The following is a 16,077-nucleotide window of genomic DNA, read 5'->3' as shown; positions in this document are numbered from 1 at the left end:
TCCGGTTCAGTGACGACGACGTGCTGCTGTGGACGCACGACTACGCAGAAGAATGAACGTAAATGTTTGGTTCAACAGATCCCGATCACTTCGCGTTCATACGGCGTATGTGGCACGACCAAATAATGCTAGGTGCTATGCGCCGCAGGAGGCAGAATCGGCGCCACGTGAAACAGAGTGAGGAAAAATTGACGAACGAAAACGCAAACAATCTGGCGAAATTTCTTCAAGCGAGCACCAGAAATAATCGCGAAAATATTCCAACTAATTTCGGTTTATTGAATGCACTTGCCCGCCCTGAAGCAACGGGCTTGTACTTTAATGGAAAGACCATCCACTTAGACGGTTACAGATTTTCTGGCTGTCGATTCGATAATTGCGTGCTAATTATGGCATCGACAAATTTTGAAATGACAAATTGCGTTATCGATAAGACCACTTCGATTCGATATGCGGGCGGCCTATCAAAAGTCCTGCAGCTTTTTCTGAGTAAGTACGAATGGGCTCATCTCCATTTTCCTCAGCCATTTATTGCAACGCAACATAGCTCAGGTGGTATCTCCCTGGAAGATCGAGGCGAATAATGGACGCAAACGCCTCCGCAGATTTCAAGGCGCATGTTGGAGTAAAACCAATTCGCAGCCAAGTTGTACTTGTGGCTCTTATTGGCGTCGCTGCCATTTCTCTTATTTGCACGACCATTCTGCTAGCCACGGGTAATATGGCAGGTTTGGCTTTATTATTGTTTGCTTTCGCAGCACTAGGCGCGTCCTTATACGGATGGTTAAAATCCCAATCTGACGCTGATTTGGATCAAGCACATCCGACGGCAGTCACCACATCAGACGGGACTTTGATTTCAACCGACACCCGGACGTTGCGATCATCAGAAAGTGTTGCCGGCCTAGTTCGACTGGTTGAATTACTTCATCGGCAGCCTTTGCCACCGGCGAGCGGCATGCTCGATGCCAAATCTCAAATTATTGAGGGCTCAGAAGCAATTGCGATTGAGGCGGTCATGCGAATTAACGGCGAGACACAAAACCAGACAAACGAAGTTTTAGACGCTCTCCGAATGTCACAGATTAAAGAAGGGGTCGCTCAGAGCTCCGTTAATGAAAAAGATACGCACGGACCGGAAATTTCGCCGTCTGAAGCAAAAAATGGGTAGTTGGCACAAAGATTAAAATCCGTACTTTAAACGCAAGCGATATTGGCTTGCTTTGTCATTTGGCTAAAGCATTCGCGCGATAATTTGCACATCAACTCTGCTTTCCCAATCGCTTGGGTATAAAAATTTGAAGTAGCACTTGTCCGAGGGTTATGCCGCCCCGTCATTCGTCAAAGTCGGCGCACCTGCGCACCTCCCGCCTGCAAGCGAGCGCTTGCCCGTAGAGAAGAGACGTTTCACGCTCTGTATCGGCGCATGTCAAACCTCCCGGGGAGCCAATCTGTCGTTCCGACCTTTGGCCCGCTGAATCCAAATCACAGCGCCAGAAATTAAAAAGTAAACGGCCCCCACCGCCGCATACCCCCCAAACGTCTGCACCACAGGCGCCGCACTCCCCTGCTGCGCCACAAAGAACCCGCCGGCCAGCGCAGACTGCGCCCCGCTCAGCATCATCACCCACTGCCCCTTGTCGCCCTTGCGCCGGCGAATGGCAGTCGCCAGTTGCAGCAGCCCCGCCACGATCGCCCACACCCCGAAGATCGCCAGGATGATCTGCAGATGGAGCCCGAGCGAAACCGCAACGGCCACGGTGACCAGCGCGCTCATCCACGCGTTCGCCACCTGCGTGGGGTTGGCCTTGGCGCCGCCGGTCATCCGGGCGTCCCACAGGTTCGCCAGCGCGTCCCACGCGGGGTAGACGACGAGCAGCGCGGTCGCCACGACGGGCGAGCCCTTGGCGACGGTGAAGGCGAGCGCGACCCACGCGAAGGAAAACGCGGCGCGAACGAAGTAGAGCTTGCGAAGCCACGCGGCTCGCTGAAGTGCAGAGGGGTTGGTGTTGGACATGGCAATGGCGGCGGAGGCCGCGAGGTTGAAAAGAGGAAGAAGAGAAAAGAGGAAGAAAGCTCGTCGCCCCTCAAGCGAGGCGGGTGCAGGCCATTCTGTTGAAGCCGCCCCGGCCGCGGTATCGGTCGAATGACCGACAAGGCCCGAAAGACTGTGCGATGCTGGCTTTTGCTTCCACCCTCTCCTCCCTTCCGCCCCTCATGTCCGACGACTCGACCATCGCCGTTTTCGACGCCATCCGCGCGCTCGCCTTCATCGGCGACCTGAGCATGGGCCAGCCGACCGACCATTCGCTGCGCACCGCGTGGCTCGCGGGAATGATCGCGACCGAGGCGCGCTGCGCCCCCGCGCAGGTCGAGGCCGCCCGGCACGTCGCGCTGCTGCGCTGGTCGGGCTGCACGGCCAACGCGCAGGAGTTCGCGGACTTTCTGGACGACGATGTGCAGGGCCGGCAAGCGCTGCTCGCATCGCAGAAGCCGCGCGCACCGCAGCAGCAACTACAGCAGCAGCAGCAACCGCGCAGCGCGGCCATCCCGGGCGCGATGCTCGCCATGGCCAACATCCATTGCGAGATCGCCGGCGACATCGCGAACACGCTGAGCCTCGGCCCCGACACCGAAGCGGCGCTGCGCGCCATCTTCGAGACCTACGACGGCGGCGGCGTGCCCGGTCTTTTGCAGGGCGATGCCGTGCCGCTCGCGACCTACGTCGTGGCGCTGGCGAGCGACATCGAAATCTTCAGCCGCCTCTACGGCCTGGACAAAGCGCTCACGCTGGCGCGCGGTCGCGCAGACAGCGTGTACCCGGGCGCGCTGGTCGATGCCTGCGCGCCGCTGATTTCAACGTGGCTCGCGACGCTGGATTCCCCCACGCCGCCGTGGACCCACATGACAGACGCGGCCGACCATCCCGCCTCGATGCTTCGCCGCGTCGGGCTGGAGCTCGTGGGCGACGTCATCGATCTGAAGCTGCCGTGGATGACGGGCTACTCCCGCCGCGTGGCCCAGCTGGCGCGCGATGGCAGCGCGCGCGCGGGCCTCGATGCGGCGCTGTGCCACCGCACGTACAAGGCCGGGCTGATCCACGGCATCGGGCGCGCGTCGGTGCCCAACGCGATCTGGAACGCGCCCGAGCCGCTGCCGGCTTCGTCGCTCGAACGGCTGCGGCTCGTGCCGTACTGGACCTCGCGCGCGGCAGGGCAAATCGACGGGCTCGCGCACGAAGCGGAGATTGCCTCCTTCGCGTTCGAGCGGCGCGATGGCTCGGGTTATTTCCGCGGGCGGTCGGGCACGGCGATGCCGGTGGAAGGGCAATTCGTCGCGGCGGCCGAGCGGTGGGTGTCTCTTCGCACGCGGCGTCCGTGGCGGGCCGAGTTCACTGAAGCAGAGGCGCTCGACTGCATGAAGCAAGACGCGGAGGCGGGCCGCTTCGATGCGCATGTTGTCGATGCGCTGCTGGCCATCGCGATGTCGCATGCGCCCGCGAAGCCTGTGGCGCCGAAGGGCGGCGAGCCTTCGTTGTCGGAGCGCGAGCTGGAGGTTCTGCGCTGCATCAGCAGGGGCGAGAACACCAAGGAAGTCGCGCGCGCGCTGGGCATCAGCCCGCGCACGGTGCGAACGCATGTGGAGCGCGTTTTCATCAAGCTCGAATGTTCGACGCGCGCGGCCGCGACGTTGAAGGCGGCGACGCGCGGGTTGATCTAGCCGCGAAGTTGTGGGCCGGGATGTGGCGGGCCGGCATGTGGCGGGCCGCGATGTGGCGGGCCGCCCGCTCGATCACTCCGCTGGCCCGACCCACTGCGCGCGCCATGCGGGCGCATCGAACGGATCGGCGAAGTACTGCGTCTCGCGCGCCACCTTGCCGTCGCGAAACTCCATGATGCTCACGGTGAAGGCGCTCTTGCCCGCGTAGTCGATCTGGTACTCGGTGACCCACACGCTGCCCTCCCCCGTGATGCGCCGCACCGCGAAGCCCGAGGGCTTGCCGGGGTGGTGGCTGCGAAGCGCCTGCAGGTTGCGGCGGCCATGGATGACCTCGCCCGACTGCGGGTAGGTGCACACGGCATCGTCGTGATAAATCTCGTGCTCGGCCGCCTGGTCGCCCGCGGCGGAGGCGAGCCAGTGGCGATCGAGTGCCGAGCGGATGTGCTGCTGCGTTTGCATGGTCGATCTCCATGGGGTTCGGTGCGTGCGGCACTCACGCAACGCGTGAGGTGAAAGACCGGCGCCGGCCGGCTCCGCAGTCTATGCGCGCGGCCCGCGGGACGCATTGAAACGAATATTTCACTTGCCAACTACCGCGCTTTCACGGACCGTTCAGGGATCGCATGGCACCCTTTTTCCGAAGGGGCCTGCGCGACCCTCACAACCTGAAAGCTGCAATGCCGAATGGACGATTGGTGTGCCGGTTCCTCTCCACCGCGGGGTGGGTGGTGCTGCTGGCGGCGGCCGCGTTCGAAGGCGGCGGCGCGGGGCCGGACAGCGGCAGCCTGGCGGCGCTCGTGCCTGTGGTGCCCGCCATGTCTGTCGTTCCTGTGGCACCCGCCGATCCCGCGCCATCGGCGGCCGCACCCAAGGCAACGAGCCGCGTCGTCGCGAGCAGCATCACCTCGGCCAGGACGGGTGCCACGTATCCGCTCGAGATCTACCTGCCGGCCTCGTACGACGGCGGCTCGGTGGCCGCGTACCCGGTCATCTATGCGATGGATGGCGATGCGGTCTTCAACGCGCCGGGCACGCGCTTCGAGAACTTCGAGCGCATCCTGGAGAAGCGGCATGCGCAGGCCATCCTCGTGGGCATCGGCGGCACCGCGCGCCGTGAGCAGGACTACCTCTTGCCCGGCGCCCGCGCGTACCACGACTTCCTCGTGCAGGAGCTGGTGCCGTTCATCGAGGCGAGGTACCGCGCCGATGCGCACAAGCGCTTGCTCACGGGCCTGTCGTGGAGCGGGAGCATGACGGGCCTCGCGCTCTTCATGGAGGCGGCGAGCGGCACGCTCACGTTCTCGCACTTCCTCGCGTTCGAGGCCTCGTTCGATTCGCAGGAGGCAGAGAACAACGCGCTGGAGCAGCGGATGTTCGATGCCTGGGGCCGCAACAAGCCCCTGCCCGCGACGCTGGTGCTCACGCGCTGCGACAGCCCGAGGGACTGCAATTTCGGCAACGTGAACGACATGTACAAGCGGTTGCGGTCGCGCGGCTATCCGCAGTTCGTGATGACCGAGACCACGTACATCCAGACGCACTCCGGCACCGATGTGGCGTCGTTCGCCGACGTGGCGGCCAAGCTCTTTCCGTAGCCGCCGCCGGGGCGCAAGCGAGTGGCATCGCGCCCGGGCGGAGGGGATGGCATCGCGCGAGGCGTCGGCGTAAGCTGGTTGCCGGCCGGCCAGCCAAGGTGATGCACGCCAAGCGGCCACCGCTGCGCGCCGACTTGTGCGAAAGGACCTCCCATGTTGTCCGACTCGTCCGTCACGACCATGCTCCCCGTCAAGGACATGGACCGCGCCCGCGCCTTCTACGAAGGGTGCCTCGGCCTGAAGCCCGGGGGCTTGAAGCCCGACGGCAAGTTCGTCTACGCAGTGGGCGGCAGCACGCTGTCGCTCTTTCCCAAACCCGAAGGCACCAAGGCCGATCACACGGCGATCAGCTTCCGGGTCGACGACATCGCGGCGAGCGTCGCGAACCTCAAGCGCGCGGGCGTGGTGTTCGAGGACTACGACTTCCCCGGGCTCAAGACCGTCGACCACGTGTGCGTGCTGGGGTCGGAGAAGGCGGCGTGGTTCAAGGACACGGAGGGGAACTACCTCTGCATTCACGAGGATTTAGCGGAGGCGTAGCGAACGCGCTGCGCTGCGCCACACGGCCTCACGGTTACTTCGCCGCGGCCTCCGCCGCCCACGCCTGTGCATCCGCACCGGCCGCAATCTGCATCGGGCACGACGGATCGGTCGCCGCGCGCCACACGGCCTCGGCCACATCCAGCGGGCGGGTCTTCGGGCCCGTGGTGCCGCCCAGCCTTGCCATCGTTTGCTTCACGAGGTCCGCATAGGCCGGGTGGTCGAAGCCGTGGAGCCGGTGAGATGCGTGCAGGTGGTTGCGGGCGTTTGAGGGGCGGCGCTTGGTGAGGTCGAGGGACCGCAACGGCCCCGAAGCCGACGTTTGTTCGGTCCCACGGAGAGTCTGCTTTGCAGCGATCGCGGTCTGTCGTGCGGCTGCAATTGACGTCCGCTTATTGCCAGTGAGCTGCCTTTCAACGCGGCTGCTGCGGCTACCAGCGGGAAGAAAGCTGGCCACAAAAGCCGGCGCGATTCAGTTCGCCCTGTGCTGTTAGCCTTGCATGGTCGGCAGGGCCTCTGCCACGCCAACTCCGGCCATCGCGCCCAATCTTAGAAGTGAACTCACCATGACCAGCCCGTTGTACAACGCCTCCGTTCCCGTCCTGCAGCAGATGCTGCGCGCCCTGTCCGATGTGCTCAAGAAGGCCGAAGACCACGCGACGCAGAAAAATATCGATCCCAATGCGCTGCTGCAGGCGCGGCTGTTCCCCGACATGTTTCCGCTGGTGCGTCAGGTACAGATCGCCGCAGACTTCTCCAAGGGCATTGCCTCCCGCCTGGCTGGTGCCGAGGTGCCGTCCTGGCCCGACACCGAGGCGAGCTTCGCCGACCTGCAAGCGCTGATCGCCAAAGCCTTGGCCCATATCGGCTCCTTCAAGCCTGAGCAATTCGATTCAAGCGAGAGCCGCGAGATCGTATTGCGCCCCGGCACCCCCAAGGAAAAGAAGCTGACCGCAAGCGCATACCTTCTGCACTATGGACTGCCGCAGTTTTTCTTCCACGCGACCACCACTTATGCCATCTTGCGGCACAACGGTATCGAGATCGGTAAGCGCGACTATATGGGTGCCTACTGACCCGAGGCAGACAGGCGTTCAGCGGCTCTGGCCGCTGCCGACCGAAAACCGAAGGGCGCAGCACCCCAAGGTGCGAAGGCGTCAGCGACGAAAGCCCGAGCGGGTCGGGACAAGCAACTGCGCGGGCTCGGTGCGCAGCACGAAACAGCGGCTGGCCACGCCAGCGACGCAAAGCATCGGAGCCTGCAACCAACAGCGCGTCGAGGGGGGGATGCGATCACACAACCCACCCCTCTCACGCGAAAGAGCCCCCTCACCCACCGCCGCTCATCAGCCGCATGACTCCACACCAACAAGCACCCAACAGCAGGCCAACCAGCACCGCTCAATCGTCAGTCTGGGCCGTCTGCTGGAAGACCCCCACCGACGGCTGACGCGCAGCAGACAGCCTGAACGAGCCGCTGTCTTCCGCGAAGGCCCAGCCGACGCCGAACCCACGTCCCTCCTGCTGGAGCTCCGACAGCACCTGGGCGCGCGTGAGCACACCGGGCTGCGCATTGCGGGCCATCCACTGCGAGCCGCTGTCTTCCGACACGAAGGCCTGCAGTTCGCCCGTGAGCGCAGCGCGCAGCGTTTCGCCGCGCACATCGGCGACAGCCACCGCCGCCGTCGGCGCCTGGCGAGACAGATAGAACGAGCCGCTGTCCTCGCCGAGCATCACGCCGTAGTCGGCCGATGCATTTCCGGGGTTGGACTGGCTCGCAGCAGAGAGGCTCAACAGCGCGAAGGTGGTTGCGCAGAGGCCCTGGCAGATCCGAGTTGCATTCATGATTCACTCCTGGCGGCACCCCATGGTGAAGACAGCAGATGCGGTGGGCGCCGACGTCCTCACTGCTGTCAACCGATCGTCTCGGCATGGGAAGAACTGTCTCAAGCGCAGCGCCAACCCGCCATTGCACGCTGGGCCTGGAAACGACCTAGGCCCCTCCATCGACCAGGCTGCACCGCCCGGCCTAGGCCGAAGGTTTAGTCGGAAGTTCTCGCTTTTCAGAAGTCCTTGGGCTAGCCTGCATCCCCGCTGTCGCAGGAGTGAGTCATGCGAATACTGCTGGTGGATGACCATGAGATCGTGTGGAACGGCACCAGCCGGCTGCTGGAGCAGGTCGCTGCCGATCTCGCACCCGACGAGCCCTTCGCCTTTCAGGCCGTGCGCGACGTCGAGACAGCCTGCCGGTTCGATGCAGCGGATTTCGACCTGATCCTCCTGGACTACCACCTCCCCACGGTGTCCGGCCTGGAGGCACTGCGGGCGGTCAGAACCCACTTCGAAGGCACCCCCGTGTGCATGCAGTCGGCGGAGACGACACCGGCGCGGGTGCGAGAAATCATCGAAGCCGGCGCCGCCGGCTTCATCCCGAAGTCCTACCGGCTCCAAGACATGGAAGCGGCCCTGCGCGTAGTGCTGCGTCACCGCATCTACCTGCCCGCGGAGTTCGTCCTTTCGGACGACGTCACACGCGCCCGGCAAGCCGATGAGCTCCCCCGCGAGGATCTCGCCCGCTTCCTTCGCGTCGAGCTGTCGCCCCGCCAGCGCCAGGTCCTCGCACTGGCCATCCGCGGCACCCCGGTCAAGCTGATCGCACGCCAGCTGCAGATCGCCGAGGGCACCGTGAAAGTGCACCTGTCCATGGTCTACCGCGCCCTGGGTGCGCGCAACCGCACCGATGCGCTGTGCCGCGTGTTCGATGCCCAGGCCGCCGCCGCACTGGACAACCCATGAACGCCGCTGCGGCCCCGTCCGTGTCGGCCTCCGCTGCACTGGAGCTCGACGAGAGGCGGCTGCAGGTGGTGGCGGAGCAGGCCCTGGGCCTGCGCTGGCAGATCGTCCTCACGGCCACCATCGTCGTTGCCATCGTCTGGAACTCCGTGCATCCGATCGCCGCGCTCGCGTGGGTGACGGCCGTCATCGTCAGCCGCGAAGTGCGCGCCAAAGCCCTCGCACGACTGGTCGCCGATCGCAAGCGCCCCATTCGCCGCCGGCTCACGGCAGTCGTGCGCTGGAACCTCCTCATCGGTGCCTGCAACGGCTCCGCGGCGCTGTTCATGGGATGGCTGGAACCCCTGCTCGATGCAGTCCTCACCATGATCCTGGTGTCATGGGGCGCGGGCGCCGTGTCGACCAGTTCGACCGTGATGCGCGCATTCCTCGCCTACGCGGGCTTTCTGTTCGTTCCCACCGCATTCATGTGGCTGCTCTCGGGCACCTGGCTGGGCCTGGGTGTCGCGGCATTGGTGCTGATGTTCTTCGGCGTGCAGATCCGCTTCGCCCGGCGCAACCTGCAGACCTTCGAGGAATCCTTCCTCATCCGCCAGGAGAACGAGGAGTTGGCCAAAAGCCTCGAGCACGAACGCGCACAGCTGGCCATCGCACGCGACACCGCGGTCAAGGCCAACCACGACAAGAGCAGATTCCTCGCGGCCGCAAGTCACGACCTGAGGCAGCCCCTGCAAGCCCTTACCCTCAACGCAGGAGCCCTGCGCGGCCTCTCCATGGGCCAGGAGGCGCGCGAGGTATCCGACGTGCTGGACGCGAGCCTCGCGCAGTTGTGCTCCATGCTCGACGCCCTGCTCGATGTCTCCAAGCTGGACGCCGGCGTCGTGCTCGCGCAGCCGCGCCGCGTGCAACTGGATCGGCTGCTCACCGCGATAACGGCGAGCTTCAACGCCCGCGCACACGACGAGGGCGTGGGCCTCGCCCTGCAATGCCCCGACGGCATCGCCGTCGTGTCCGACCCCGACCTGCTGCGGCGCATCCTGGCCAACCTGGTCGACAACGCGATCAAGTTCACGCCGCGCGGCGGCCGTGTCGACCTGACCGCTTCAGCCCGCACAGCCGATGTAGAGATCGCCATCCGCGACACGGGCCTGGGCATCGCGACCGAGCACCACGCCGTGATCTTCGAGGACCTGGTTCGTTTGCAGCGCGCGGGCACACCGGCGCCAGCAGGCCATGGCCTCGGCCTGGGCATCGTGCGGCGCATGGCCGAACTGCTGCAGGTACCGATCCACCTGGACTCGACCCCGGGCGTGGGCAGCACCTTCCGGATCACCCTGCCCCTGGCTGACGCAACACACGACCTCGACGACGTACCCGAGTTGCGCTGGAGCCTGGCGGGACGACGAGTCCTGGTGCTGGACGACGATGCGATGGTGCGCGGCGCCTACGTCAACGCCCTGGGCGCCATGGGATGCCGCGCGTTCGCCGCATCCACCCTCGATGAAGCCACCGATGCGATTCACAGCAGCCCATGCGATGCCGCCGTGATCGATTTCCGCCTCGGCAACGGTGCCGACGGATTTGCGGCCATCGCGCGCCTTCGCGATGCGCAACCCGACCTGGCCGTGGTGATGGTCAGTGCCGATCGCGACGAGGCGCTGGTCACCGCCGCAGACCGGCAAGGATTGCTGCTGCTGCGCAAACCGGTGGACTCACCCACCCTGGGCGGCGCCCTCGCCGCGGCGATCTCCGCCAGACAGTGAACAACCGCCGGCGCATGTGCCGGCAAGGAGCCTGCGATGACCGTACAAGCCCACGACCGTTGGTTGTCCTCCGGCGCCGAGGTGCTGATCGAGGACATCGAACAGGACCCCACGGCCTTCCACTGCGACGTGCTGATCATCGGCAGCGGTTACGGTGGCGCGGTCGCGGCCGCCCGACTGGCAGGCGCCACTTCCGAAGCCAGCGGCGAAGCGATCCGGGTCTATGTGCTGGAGCGCGGCAACGAGTACCTTCCGGGAGAGTTTCCGGGCACCTTCGCCGAGATGCCCGGCCACGTGCGCTTCTCCAAACAGGACGGAAGCCCCGCCCGCGGCCGCCCCACGGGCCTCTTCGACCTGCGCCTGGGCAACGTCAACGTCGTGCTCGGCAACGGGCTCGGCGGCGGCTCGCTCATCAACGCGGCCGTCATGGAGGAGCCCTCGGCGGATGCCTTCATGGACCCGCACTGGCCCAAGGATTTTCGGGTCGGCGCGCTCGAGAACGGGTACCGCGCCGCGAAGACGATGCTGGCACCCGAGCAGATGCCCGGCAGCGTGCCGAAGCTCGATTCGCTGTTGCGCGCCGGGCACCAGATGGTGGCGTACGAGCGCCGCAAGGCCTGGCTGGCCATCGACTTCGGAGGAGGCACTACGCCAGCGGGCGTCGACATGCATGCGTGCCTGAGGTGCGGTGATTGCGTGACAGGCTGCAATCACCGCGCGAAGAAGTCCCTGGACACCAACTACCTGGCCCTCGCACAGGCCAACGGAGCCCGCCTCTTCTGCGGCGCCACGGCACACCGGCTCATGACCGTGCCGAACGGCTACGCGGTGGACTTCTTCCTCACCGACACGGCCAAGACACGCGCCGATCGCGACCGGCCTTACACCGTGCGCGCGCGCCACGTCATCCTTGCCGCGGGCGCCCTGGGGTCCACCGAATTCCTGCTGCGCTCGCAATCGGCGGGACTGCCCATCCGCGCGGACGGCCTGGGGACACGCTTTTCCACCAACGGCGACCTCATCGCCGTGGCGCACCGCCAGAACAGGCCCGCGCACGCGAGCGCGATGGAAAGCGAGCCCCCGAAAGATCGCGACGTCGGCCCCACCATCACCGGCCTGCTGCGCAAGGCGACGACGGGCCTTCCAATCGTCATCGAGGAATTCGGCATACCGGCGCCGCTGCGGCGGCTTTTCGGGGAGGTCGTCACGACGATGGACGCCCTCCATTCGCTGCCGGAATTCGATGGAACGACCCACGACGAACATGCCGGCGGCATCGACCCGATGGCGGTGAACGACCATGCGCTGGACCACACCTCGGTGTACGGGATGATGGGCGACGACGGTGCACAAGGAAAGATCGCGCTGGCCGCGAACGACGATCTGCTCACCGACGGCCGTACGCGGATCGATTGGGGAAACGTCGCCCAGGCCGCCGTGTTCGAACAGCAGATGGCTGCCTTGCGGGAGGCGCATCGGGGATTGGGAGGCCTGGGCGGCAGAGTCCTGCCCAACCCGCTGTGGAAGCCGCTGCCAGAGCTCGGGGAACTGGGCGATCTGAGACTCGGGGCGACCACCGTGCATCCGCTGGGAGGCTGCCCGATGAGCGAACCCGGAGGCGACGGTGTCGTCGATTCACACGGCCGGGTGTATGCGGAGACCGGCAGCGCATCGACCTACGTGGACGGCCTGGCCGTGCTGGACGGCTCGATCGTGCCGACCTCATTGGGCATCAACCCCGCATTGACGATCGCAGCGCTTGCGGAGCGTGCCCTGCCGGTCCTCGCCAAGAGCTGGAAGCTGCGCCTGCGCGGCAGCACCGTCCTGCAGCCTGTGCCACGTCCTGCACGTCGGGACAGGTCGCAGGCGTCCCCTCCCAAGCCGACCAGCGTGACCATCGTCGAGCGCCTGTGCGGCGACATCGTGATCGACAAGACCCCCTTCGCATTGGAGGCAGACGTGGCCTTCGCGCCCGCAGACATCCAAGACCTGCGGCACCTTCGAAGACGCCTCGTCCAGCCCTCGGTCGAGCTTCGGCTCACCACAGCAGACGGCAAGTCCACGACGATGCGATGCGAAGGCACCGTGTCGCTGCTCCCGCGCGAGGCATCGCTGCCGAGACAGCGCGTGCGGCGCGTGAAGGATCTGGTCCGAGACAAGGTCAAGGCCGCGCTCGATTTCGATCTGAACGAAACGATCTGCACCCGCACATTGCTACGGCGGCTCGCTTCGCATTTCGGGGAAGTCCGGTTGCTCCGTTACACCTGGACGGTCGTCGCGGCATCACCGCTGGCGCCGCTCCAACCAGGCCAGACGCTCGAGTTGACCAAGCGCCTGGAACTCATCGCCGGCGACCGCGGCAATCCATGGCGCCAGCTCAGCGAGGGCGAGCTTCAACTTCACGGTCGTGGCTCCCTGGGGCACATGGCACACCTGGGACGCCTGCATGTAGACCTCGACTACTTCGTCGAGCAGATGAAGCCGTTGCTCACCATCTCCAAGCAACAGGATGCACCCAATGCCCTGGGCGACCTCGCCGAGCTCGCCCTGTGGCTGCTGCGCGTGATCCTCCGGATCCATCTGGTGAACTTCCTCCCTCCCCCGCTGCCCGACCAGCCCAAATCGGACGGGCGCAAACCCGGAAAGGTCGGCGCGGTCATCCCCGACGTGAGCGACGTGCACGACGCCCCCAACCCAGCCCCAGCCCCAGCCCCGGCCCCGGCCCCGACTCCGGGCGGCAGCGAACCCCCGCCACGCTGCCAGCTGGCGCACTACACACCCGAAATGCCGGAATCGCCCGATGCCGCCCTCAGGCCCGTGCTCCTGATCCATGGCTACGGCGCGAGCGGCTCGACCTTCGCCCATCCGAGCATCCCTCGCAATCTGGTGCAGACGCTGCTGGAGGCGCGCCGGCATGTGTGGGTGCTGGACCTGCGCACGAGCATCGGCCTGGAGCAGCGCACGTACTGGCCCTTCGAGGAAGTCGCGAAGCTGGACATCCCAGCGGCCATCGCGCAAGTCAGGCGGGATTCGAAAGACGCCCGTGTCGATGTCGTGGCGCATTGCATCGGGTCCGCCATGTTCTGCGTCGAGAGCCTGCGCAACCGGACGCTGCACGAATCGATCGGGGCGGTGGTTCTGTCGCAGGTAGGGCCCCTGCTGCGCGCAAGCCCGATGAACCGGTTCCGCGGCTACCTGGCCAGCTACCTGCAGCAGTTCATCGGCGTCGAGCAGTTCGATGTGGCCGCGGAGCGCTCGCCCGCAACCTTCCTGGTCGACGCCGTGCTGACGACTTTTCCGTACCCCGACGGCGATGGCGACGCGCACGCGAACCCCACCGTCGATGCATCGGAATTCGCTGCCGTGCGCCACCGCGCCGACGGCATCTTCGGCCAGACGATGCGCCTGAAGAACATCGGCCCCAAGACGCTGCGATCGCTGGCCGACATCTACGGGTGGGTCACGGTCAAGGGACTCGCGCAGGTGAGTCACTTCGCCCGCGAGCAGTTGCTCACCGACGCCGAGGGCATGAACACGGTGGTCACGCAAGAGTCCCTGGCCAGGCAGTTCGCATTCCCGGTGCTGCTCGTTCATGGAAGGCAGAACGCCGTCTTCGACTGGAAAGGTGCCTGGGACAGCTTCGTCCTGCTGCGCGGAGTCTTCTCCAAGAAGAAGGACTGGCGCGAGCAACCACCGACGACGCCCGGCGATCTGCTGCGATTCAGCACGAGCCGCCGCCAGCAGCTGATGGTGCTGGCCGAGTATGGGCACCAGGACTGCCTCATCGGCGAGAACGCAGGTCGCGACATCTTCCCTGGCATCGTCCGCTTCCTCGACGAGTTCAAGAACCTCGCTGCGCCCGTCACGCAGGACGAGCCGCCCGAGTACCGCGCCGAATGGCCATGGCGGGGACCCGTACTGGGCCGCGCGGACCGCAAGGGCGCCGGTGCGGCCGCACGGCTGCGTTGCCGGATCGCCATCGCACCGTCGCCAGCGCGCGCGAACTCGCTGGCCGTCTTCTACGTGCCGGCCAAGCGGGTCGCAAGCGACTGGAACTTCAGCTTCGACAAGATGGTGGGCGAGAGCACGACGAACGACAAACTCCGCGCCGAAGCGCTGCAGGTGCTGCTGCGGCCCGACCGATTGGCTGACTACGACGGCTTCGCCGTGGTGACGCTGCACAACGACTTGCCGGACCAACGAAGCATCGATGTTGCGATGTGGAAGATCGTCGACGGCCCCTTCGACCTGCCCGCCATGGGACCCGACGACCCCGAGATCGAGCGGAAGGTCCGGGATCGCCTGACCGTGCGGCCGGATCCGGTGCAAGGCAGCCTCGACGCGAAGAACATCGACGCCGCCGTGGTCCGGCTCGACCCGGCATGGATCGGCGCGGCCATGCTGCCTTTCGATCAGGCCACGGTGCTGAGTTTCGCGATCGCCAGCTGCCAGTATCCGCCGGGCCTGCTGGACGGCGACCCAGCGCAGGCGTCGTGCAAACGCCTGGTCGATCACATCGATGCGGCAGCCCCGGACCGCCGCCCGCAACTGCTCCTGCTCGTGGGCGACCAGGTCTATGTCGACGAGCGAGCCGGGCTCTACCAGGCCGGCGTGGATGACGTGAACCGTGCGTACGTGCAAGGCTTCGGGCTTCAGGCCTGGCGCGCCCTGACCCGCCGGCTCCCGACCTATCCCATGCTGGACGATCACGAGGTCGAGGACGGTTGGGAGCCTCGGCCGACGACGACGGACCTGGAGCGGGAAGCGCTTCACGCATACCGCAGCAACCAGCACACATGGCAAGGCGAAGGCCTCGCGAACGGGTCACTGAGTTACGGTCTGGCCGCGGGCGGCTTTCCATTCCTCATGCTGGACACCCGCAGCCTTCGGCAGCCGCGGGCGTTGCGTGCCAGTGCGAAGGCCAAGCCCGTTGCCGAGGCACTCATCAACAAGGCATTCGACGCCGTGCAATTGAAGGCGCTGCTGGCCAACGTGCCAGGCGACCAGCCCCTGTTCATCGCCTCCTCGGTGGCCATGCTGCCGCTCCAGCGTCGTGCCGTGTTCGGCGCCACGGCCGAATGCGTGGAGCTCGACGACTGGAACGGATATCCGCGGTCGCAGTTCGACCTGCTCGAGCTGCTGCGCGATGCGCCCACGCGCCAGGTCATCCTGCTTTCCGGCGATCGCCACATGTCGAGCGTCTCCAGCTTGTCGATGCAAGGAGCGCATGGCACGGTCGAGGTGATCTCGATCGTTTCGTCGGGTCTGTACGCGCCCTGGCCCTTCGCCAATGCCGTGCCCGAGGACTTTTGGCTCGACGGCCCGGTGACCCTGCGATTGGGACAGCGGCAGATCGACGGTCATGTCACCACCATCGCCAAAGGCACCACAGATGGCTTCGCGACCGTCCGCATCGCGAAAGAAGAAGATGAGTCCAAAGGCTGGACGCTGGAAGTAGCGCTGGACCTTGCCGGAGGCCGCACCGTCTGCAAGCGTCAACTCGGCATCGACGGTCTGCACGCTTCCTGGGAAGTCGACACTTCTCTCGCCCCGTGATTGACTCCCCGAGAGGATTCACCTTGCAGCCGCTTCATCAACACAATCCAGCGCGAGCGAAAAATCCAGCCCCACCAACGCGCACACTGACGCGATGGGTCAACGCCATT

General features: G+C 65.5%; 12 protein-coding genes and 1 pseudogene. 9 read left to right on the top strand and 4 right to left on the bottom strand.

From position 1 onward, the window contains the following. Positions 1-188: 188 nt before the first annotated feature. Complete coding sequence (locus JC881_RS12825) at positions 189-584, top strand: hypothetical protein (RefSeq protein ID WP_198786086.1); 396 nt, start codon at positions 189-191, stop codon at positions 582-584. After that, the gene (locus JC881_RS12820; RefSeq protein ID WP_198786085.1) at positions 584-1,171 is read left to right on the top strand and encodes a hypothetical protein; all 588 of its coding nucleotides are present in this window, start codon (positions 584-586) and stop codon (positions 1,169-1,171) included. Before JC881_RS12825 ends, JC881_RS12820 begins: the two co-directional genes overlap by 1 nt. Positions 1,172-1,429: 258 nt before the next feature. On the opposite strand, the gene JC881_RS12815 is transcribed toward JC881_RS12820, so the two are convergent. After that, on the bottom strand, positions 1,430-2,017 hold the full coding sequence (locus tag JC881_RS12815) for a DUF308 domain-containing protein (RefSeq protein ID WP_198786084.1): 588 nt from the start codon (positions 2,015-2,017) through the stop codon (positions 1,430-1,432). Between the two features lie 200 nt (positions 2,018-2,217). On the opposite strand from JC881_RS12815, the gene JC881_RS12810 reads away from it, so the two are divergent. Beyond that, the gene (locus JC881_RS12810) at positions 2,218-3,720 is read left to right on the top strand and encodes an HD domain-containing phosphohydrolase (protein ID WP_198786083.1); all 1,503 of its coding nucleotides are present in this window, start codon (positions 2,218-2,220) and stop codon (positions 3,718-3,720) included. A gap of 72 nt (positions 3,721-3,792) precedes the next feature. Here JC881_RS12810 and JC881_RS12805 read toward each other — a convergent pair whose 3' ends face one another. Next, on the bottom strand, positions 3,793-4,179 hold the full coding sequence (locus tag JC881_RS12805) for a nuclear transport factor 2 family protein (RefSeq protein WP_198786082.1): 387 nt from the start codon (positions 4,177-4,179) through the stop codon (positions 3,793-3,795). Positions 4,180-4,397: 218 nt separating this feature from the next. On the opposite strand from JC881_RS12805, the gene JC881_RS12800 reads away from it, so the two are divergent. Next, positions 4,398-5,315, top strand: coding sequence for an alpha/beta hydrolase (locus JC881_RS12800; protein ID WP_233101742.1), 918 nt, complete (start codon positions 4,398-4,400; stop codon positions 5,313-5,315). A gap of 153 nt (positions 5,316-5,468) precedes the next feature. Next, positions 5,469-5,855 (top strand): VOC family protein, encoded by a 387-nt coding sequence (locus tag JC881_RS12795; protein WP_198786080.1) that lies wholly within the window; start codon positions 5,469-5,471, stop codon positions 5,853-5,855. A gap of 34 nt (positions 5,856-5,889) precedes the next feature. Here JC881_RS12795 and JC881_RS32415 read toward each other — a convergent pair. Then, a pseudogene (locus JC881_RS32415) lies at positions 5,890-6,135 on the bottom strand (short-chain dehydrogenase/reductase); the annotation flags it as partial. A gap of 286 nt (positions 6,136-6,421) precedes the next feature. On the opposite strand from JC881_RS32415, the gene JC881_RS12785 reads away from it, so the two are divergent. Further along, positions 6,422-6,931: a DUF1993 domain-containing protein gene (locus JC881_RS12785; protein ID WP_198786079.1), complete on the top strand. Its 510-nt coding sequence runs from the start codon at positions 6,422-6,424 to the stop codon at positions 6,929-6,931. Between the two features lie 325 nt (positions 6,932-7,256). On the opposite strand, the gene JC881_RS12780 is transcribed toward JC881_RS12785, so the two are convergent. Continuing rightward, complete coding sequence (locus tag JC881_RS12780; RefSeq protein ID WP_198786078.1) at positions 7,257-7,700, bottom strand: hypothetical protein; 444 nt, start codon at positions 7,698-7,700, stop codon at positions 7,257-7,259. 267 nt (positions 7,701-7,967) lie between these two features. On the opposite strand from JC881_RS12780, the gene JC881_RS12775 reads away from it, so the two are divergent. The 3 genes from JC881_RS12775 to JC881_RS12765 are packed head-to-tail and all read left to right on the top strand — an operon-like array spanning position 7,968 to position 15,967. Beyond that, on the top strand, positions 7,968-8,651 hold the full coding sequence (locus JC881_RS12775; protein WP_198786077.1) for a response regulator: 684 nt from the start codon (positions 7,968-7,970) through the stop codon (positions 8,649-8,651). Then, positions 8,648-10,411: an ATP-binding response regulator gene (locus JC881_RS12770; RefSeq protein ID WP_198786076.1), complete on the top strand. Its 1,764-nt coding sequence runs from the start codon at positions 8,648-8,650 to the stop codon at positions 10,409-10,411. Before JC881_RS12775 ends, JC881_RS12770 begins: the two co-directional genes overlap by 4 nt. A gap of 36 nt (positions 10,412-10,447) precedes the next feature. Beyond that, complete coding sequence (locus tag JC881_RS12765; protein ID WP_198786075.1) at positions 10,448-15,967, top strand: alpha/beta fold hydrolase; 5,520 nt, start codon at positions 10,448-10,450, stop codon at positions 15,965-15,967. Positions 15,968-16,077: the final 110 nt, after the last annotated feature.

Origin of the sequence: Variovorax sp. IB41 (genome assembly GCF_016405905.1) — a bacterium.
GTDB lineage: Bacteria > Pseudomonadota > Gammaproteobacteria > Burkholderiales > Burkholderiaceae_C > Variovorax.
The sequence above is the reverse complement of the archived record's forward strand: the minus strand, read 5'-3'. Positions and strand labels throughout refer to the sequence as shown.

Bases quoted from the DNA above. Each gene is read 5' to 3' on its own strand.
- JC881_RS12820 (WP_198786085.1), top strand. From the start codon at position 584: ATGGACGCAAACGCCTCCGCAGATTTCAAGGCGCATGTTGGAGTAAAA.
- JC881_RS12815 (WP_198786084.1), bottom strand. From the start codon at position 2,017: ATGTCCAACACCAACCCCTCTGCACTTCAGCGAGCCGCGTGGCTTCGC.
- JC881_RS12810 (WP_198786083.1), top strand. From the start codon at position 2,218: ATGTCCGACGACTCGACCATCGCCGTTTTCGACGCCATCCGCGCGCTC.
- JC881_RS12805 (WP_198786082.1), bottom strand. From the start codon at position 4,179: ATGCAAACGCAGCAGCACATCCGCTCGGCACTCGATCGCCACTGGCTC.
- JC881_RS12800 (WP_233101742.1), top strand. From the start codon at position 4,398: ATGCCGAATGGACGATTGGTGTGCCGGTTCCTCTCCACCGCGGGGTGG.
- JC881_RS12795 (WP_198786080.1), top strand. From the start codon at position 5,469: ATGTTGTCCGACTCGTCCGTCACGACCATGCTCCCCGTCAAGGACATG.
- JC881_RS12785 (WP_198786079.1), top strand. From the start codon at position 6,422: ATGACCAGCCCGTTGTACAACGCCTCCGTTCCCGTCCTGCAGCAGATG.
- JC881_RS12780 (WP_198786078.1), bottom strand. From the start codon at position 7,700: ATGAATGCAACTCGGATCTGCCAGGGCCTCTGCGCAACCACCTTCGCG.
- JC881_RS12775 (WP_198786077.1), top strand. From the start codon at position 7,968: ATGCGAATACTGCTGGTGGATGACCATGAGATCGTGTGGAACGGCACC.
- JC881_RS12770 (WP_198786076.1), top strand. From the start codon at position 8,648: ATGAACGCCGCTGCGGCCCCGTCCGTGTCGGCCTCCGCTGCACTGGAG.
- JC881_RS12765 (WP_198786075.1), top strand. From the start codon at position 10,448: ATGACCGTACAAGCCCACGACCGTTGGTTGTCCTCCGGCGCCGAGGTG.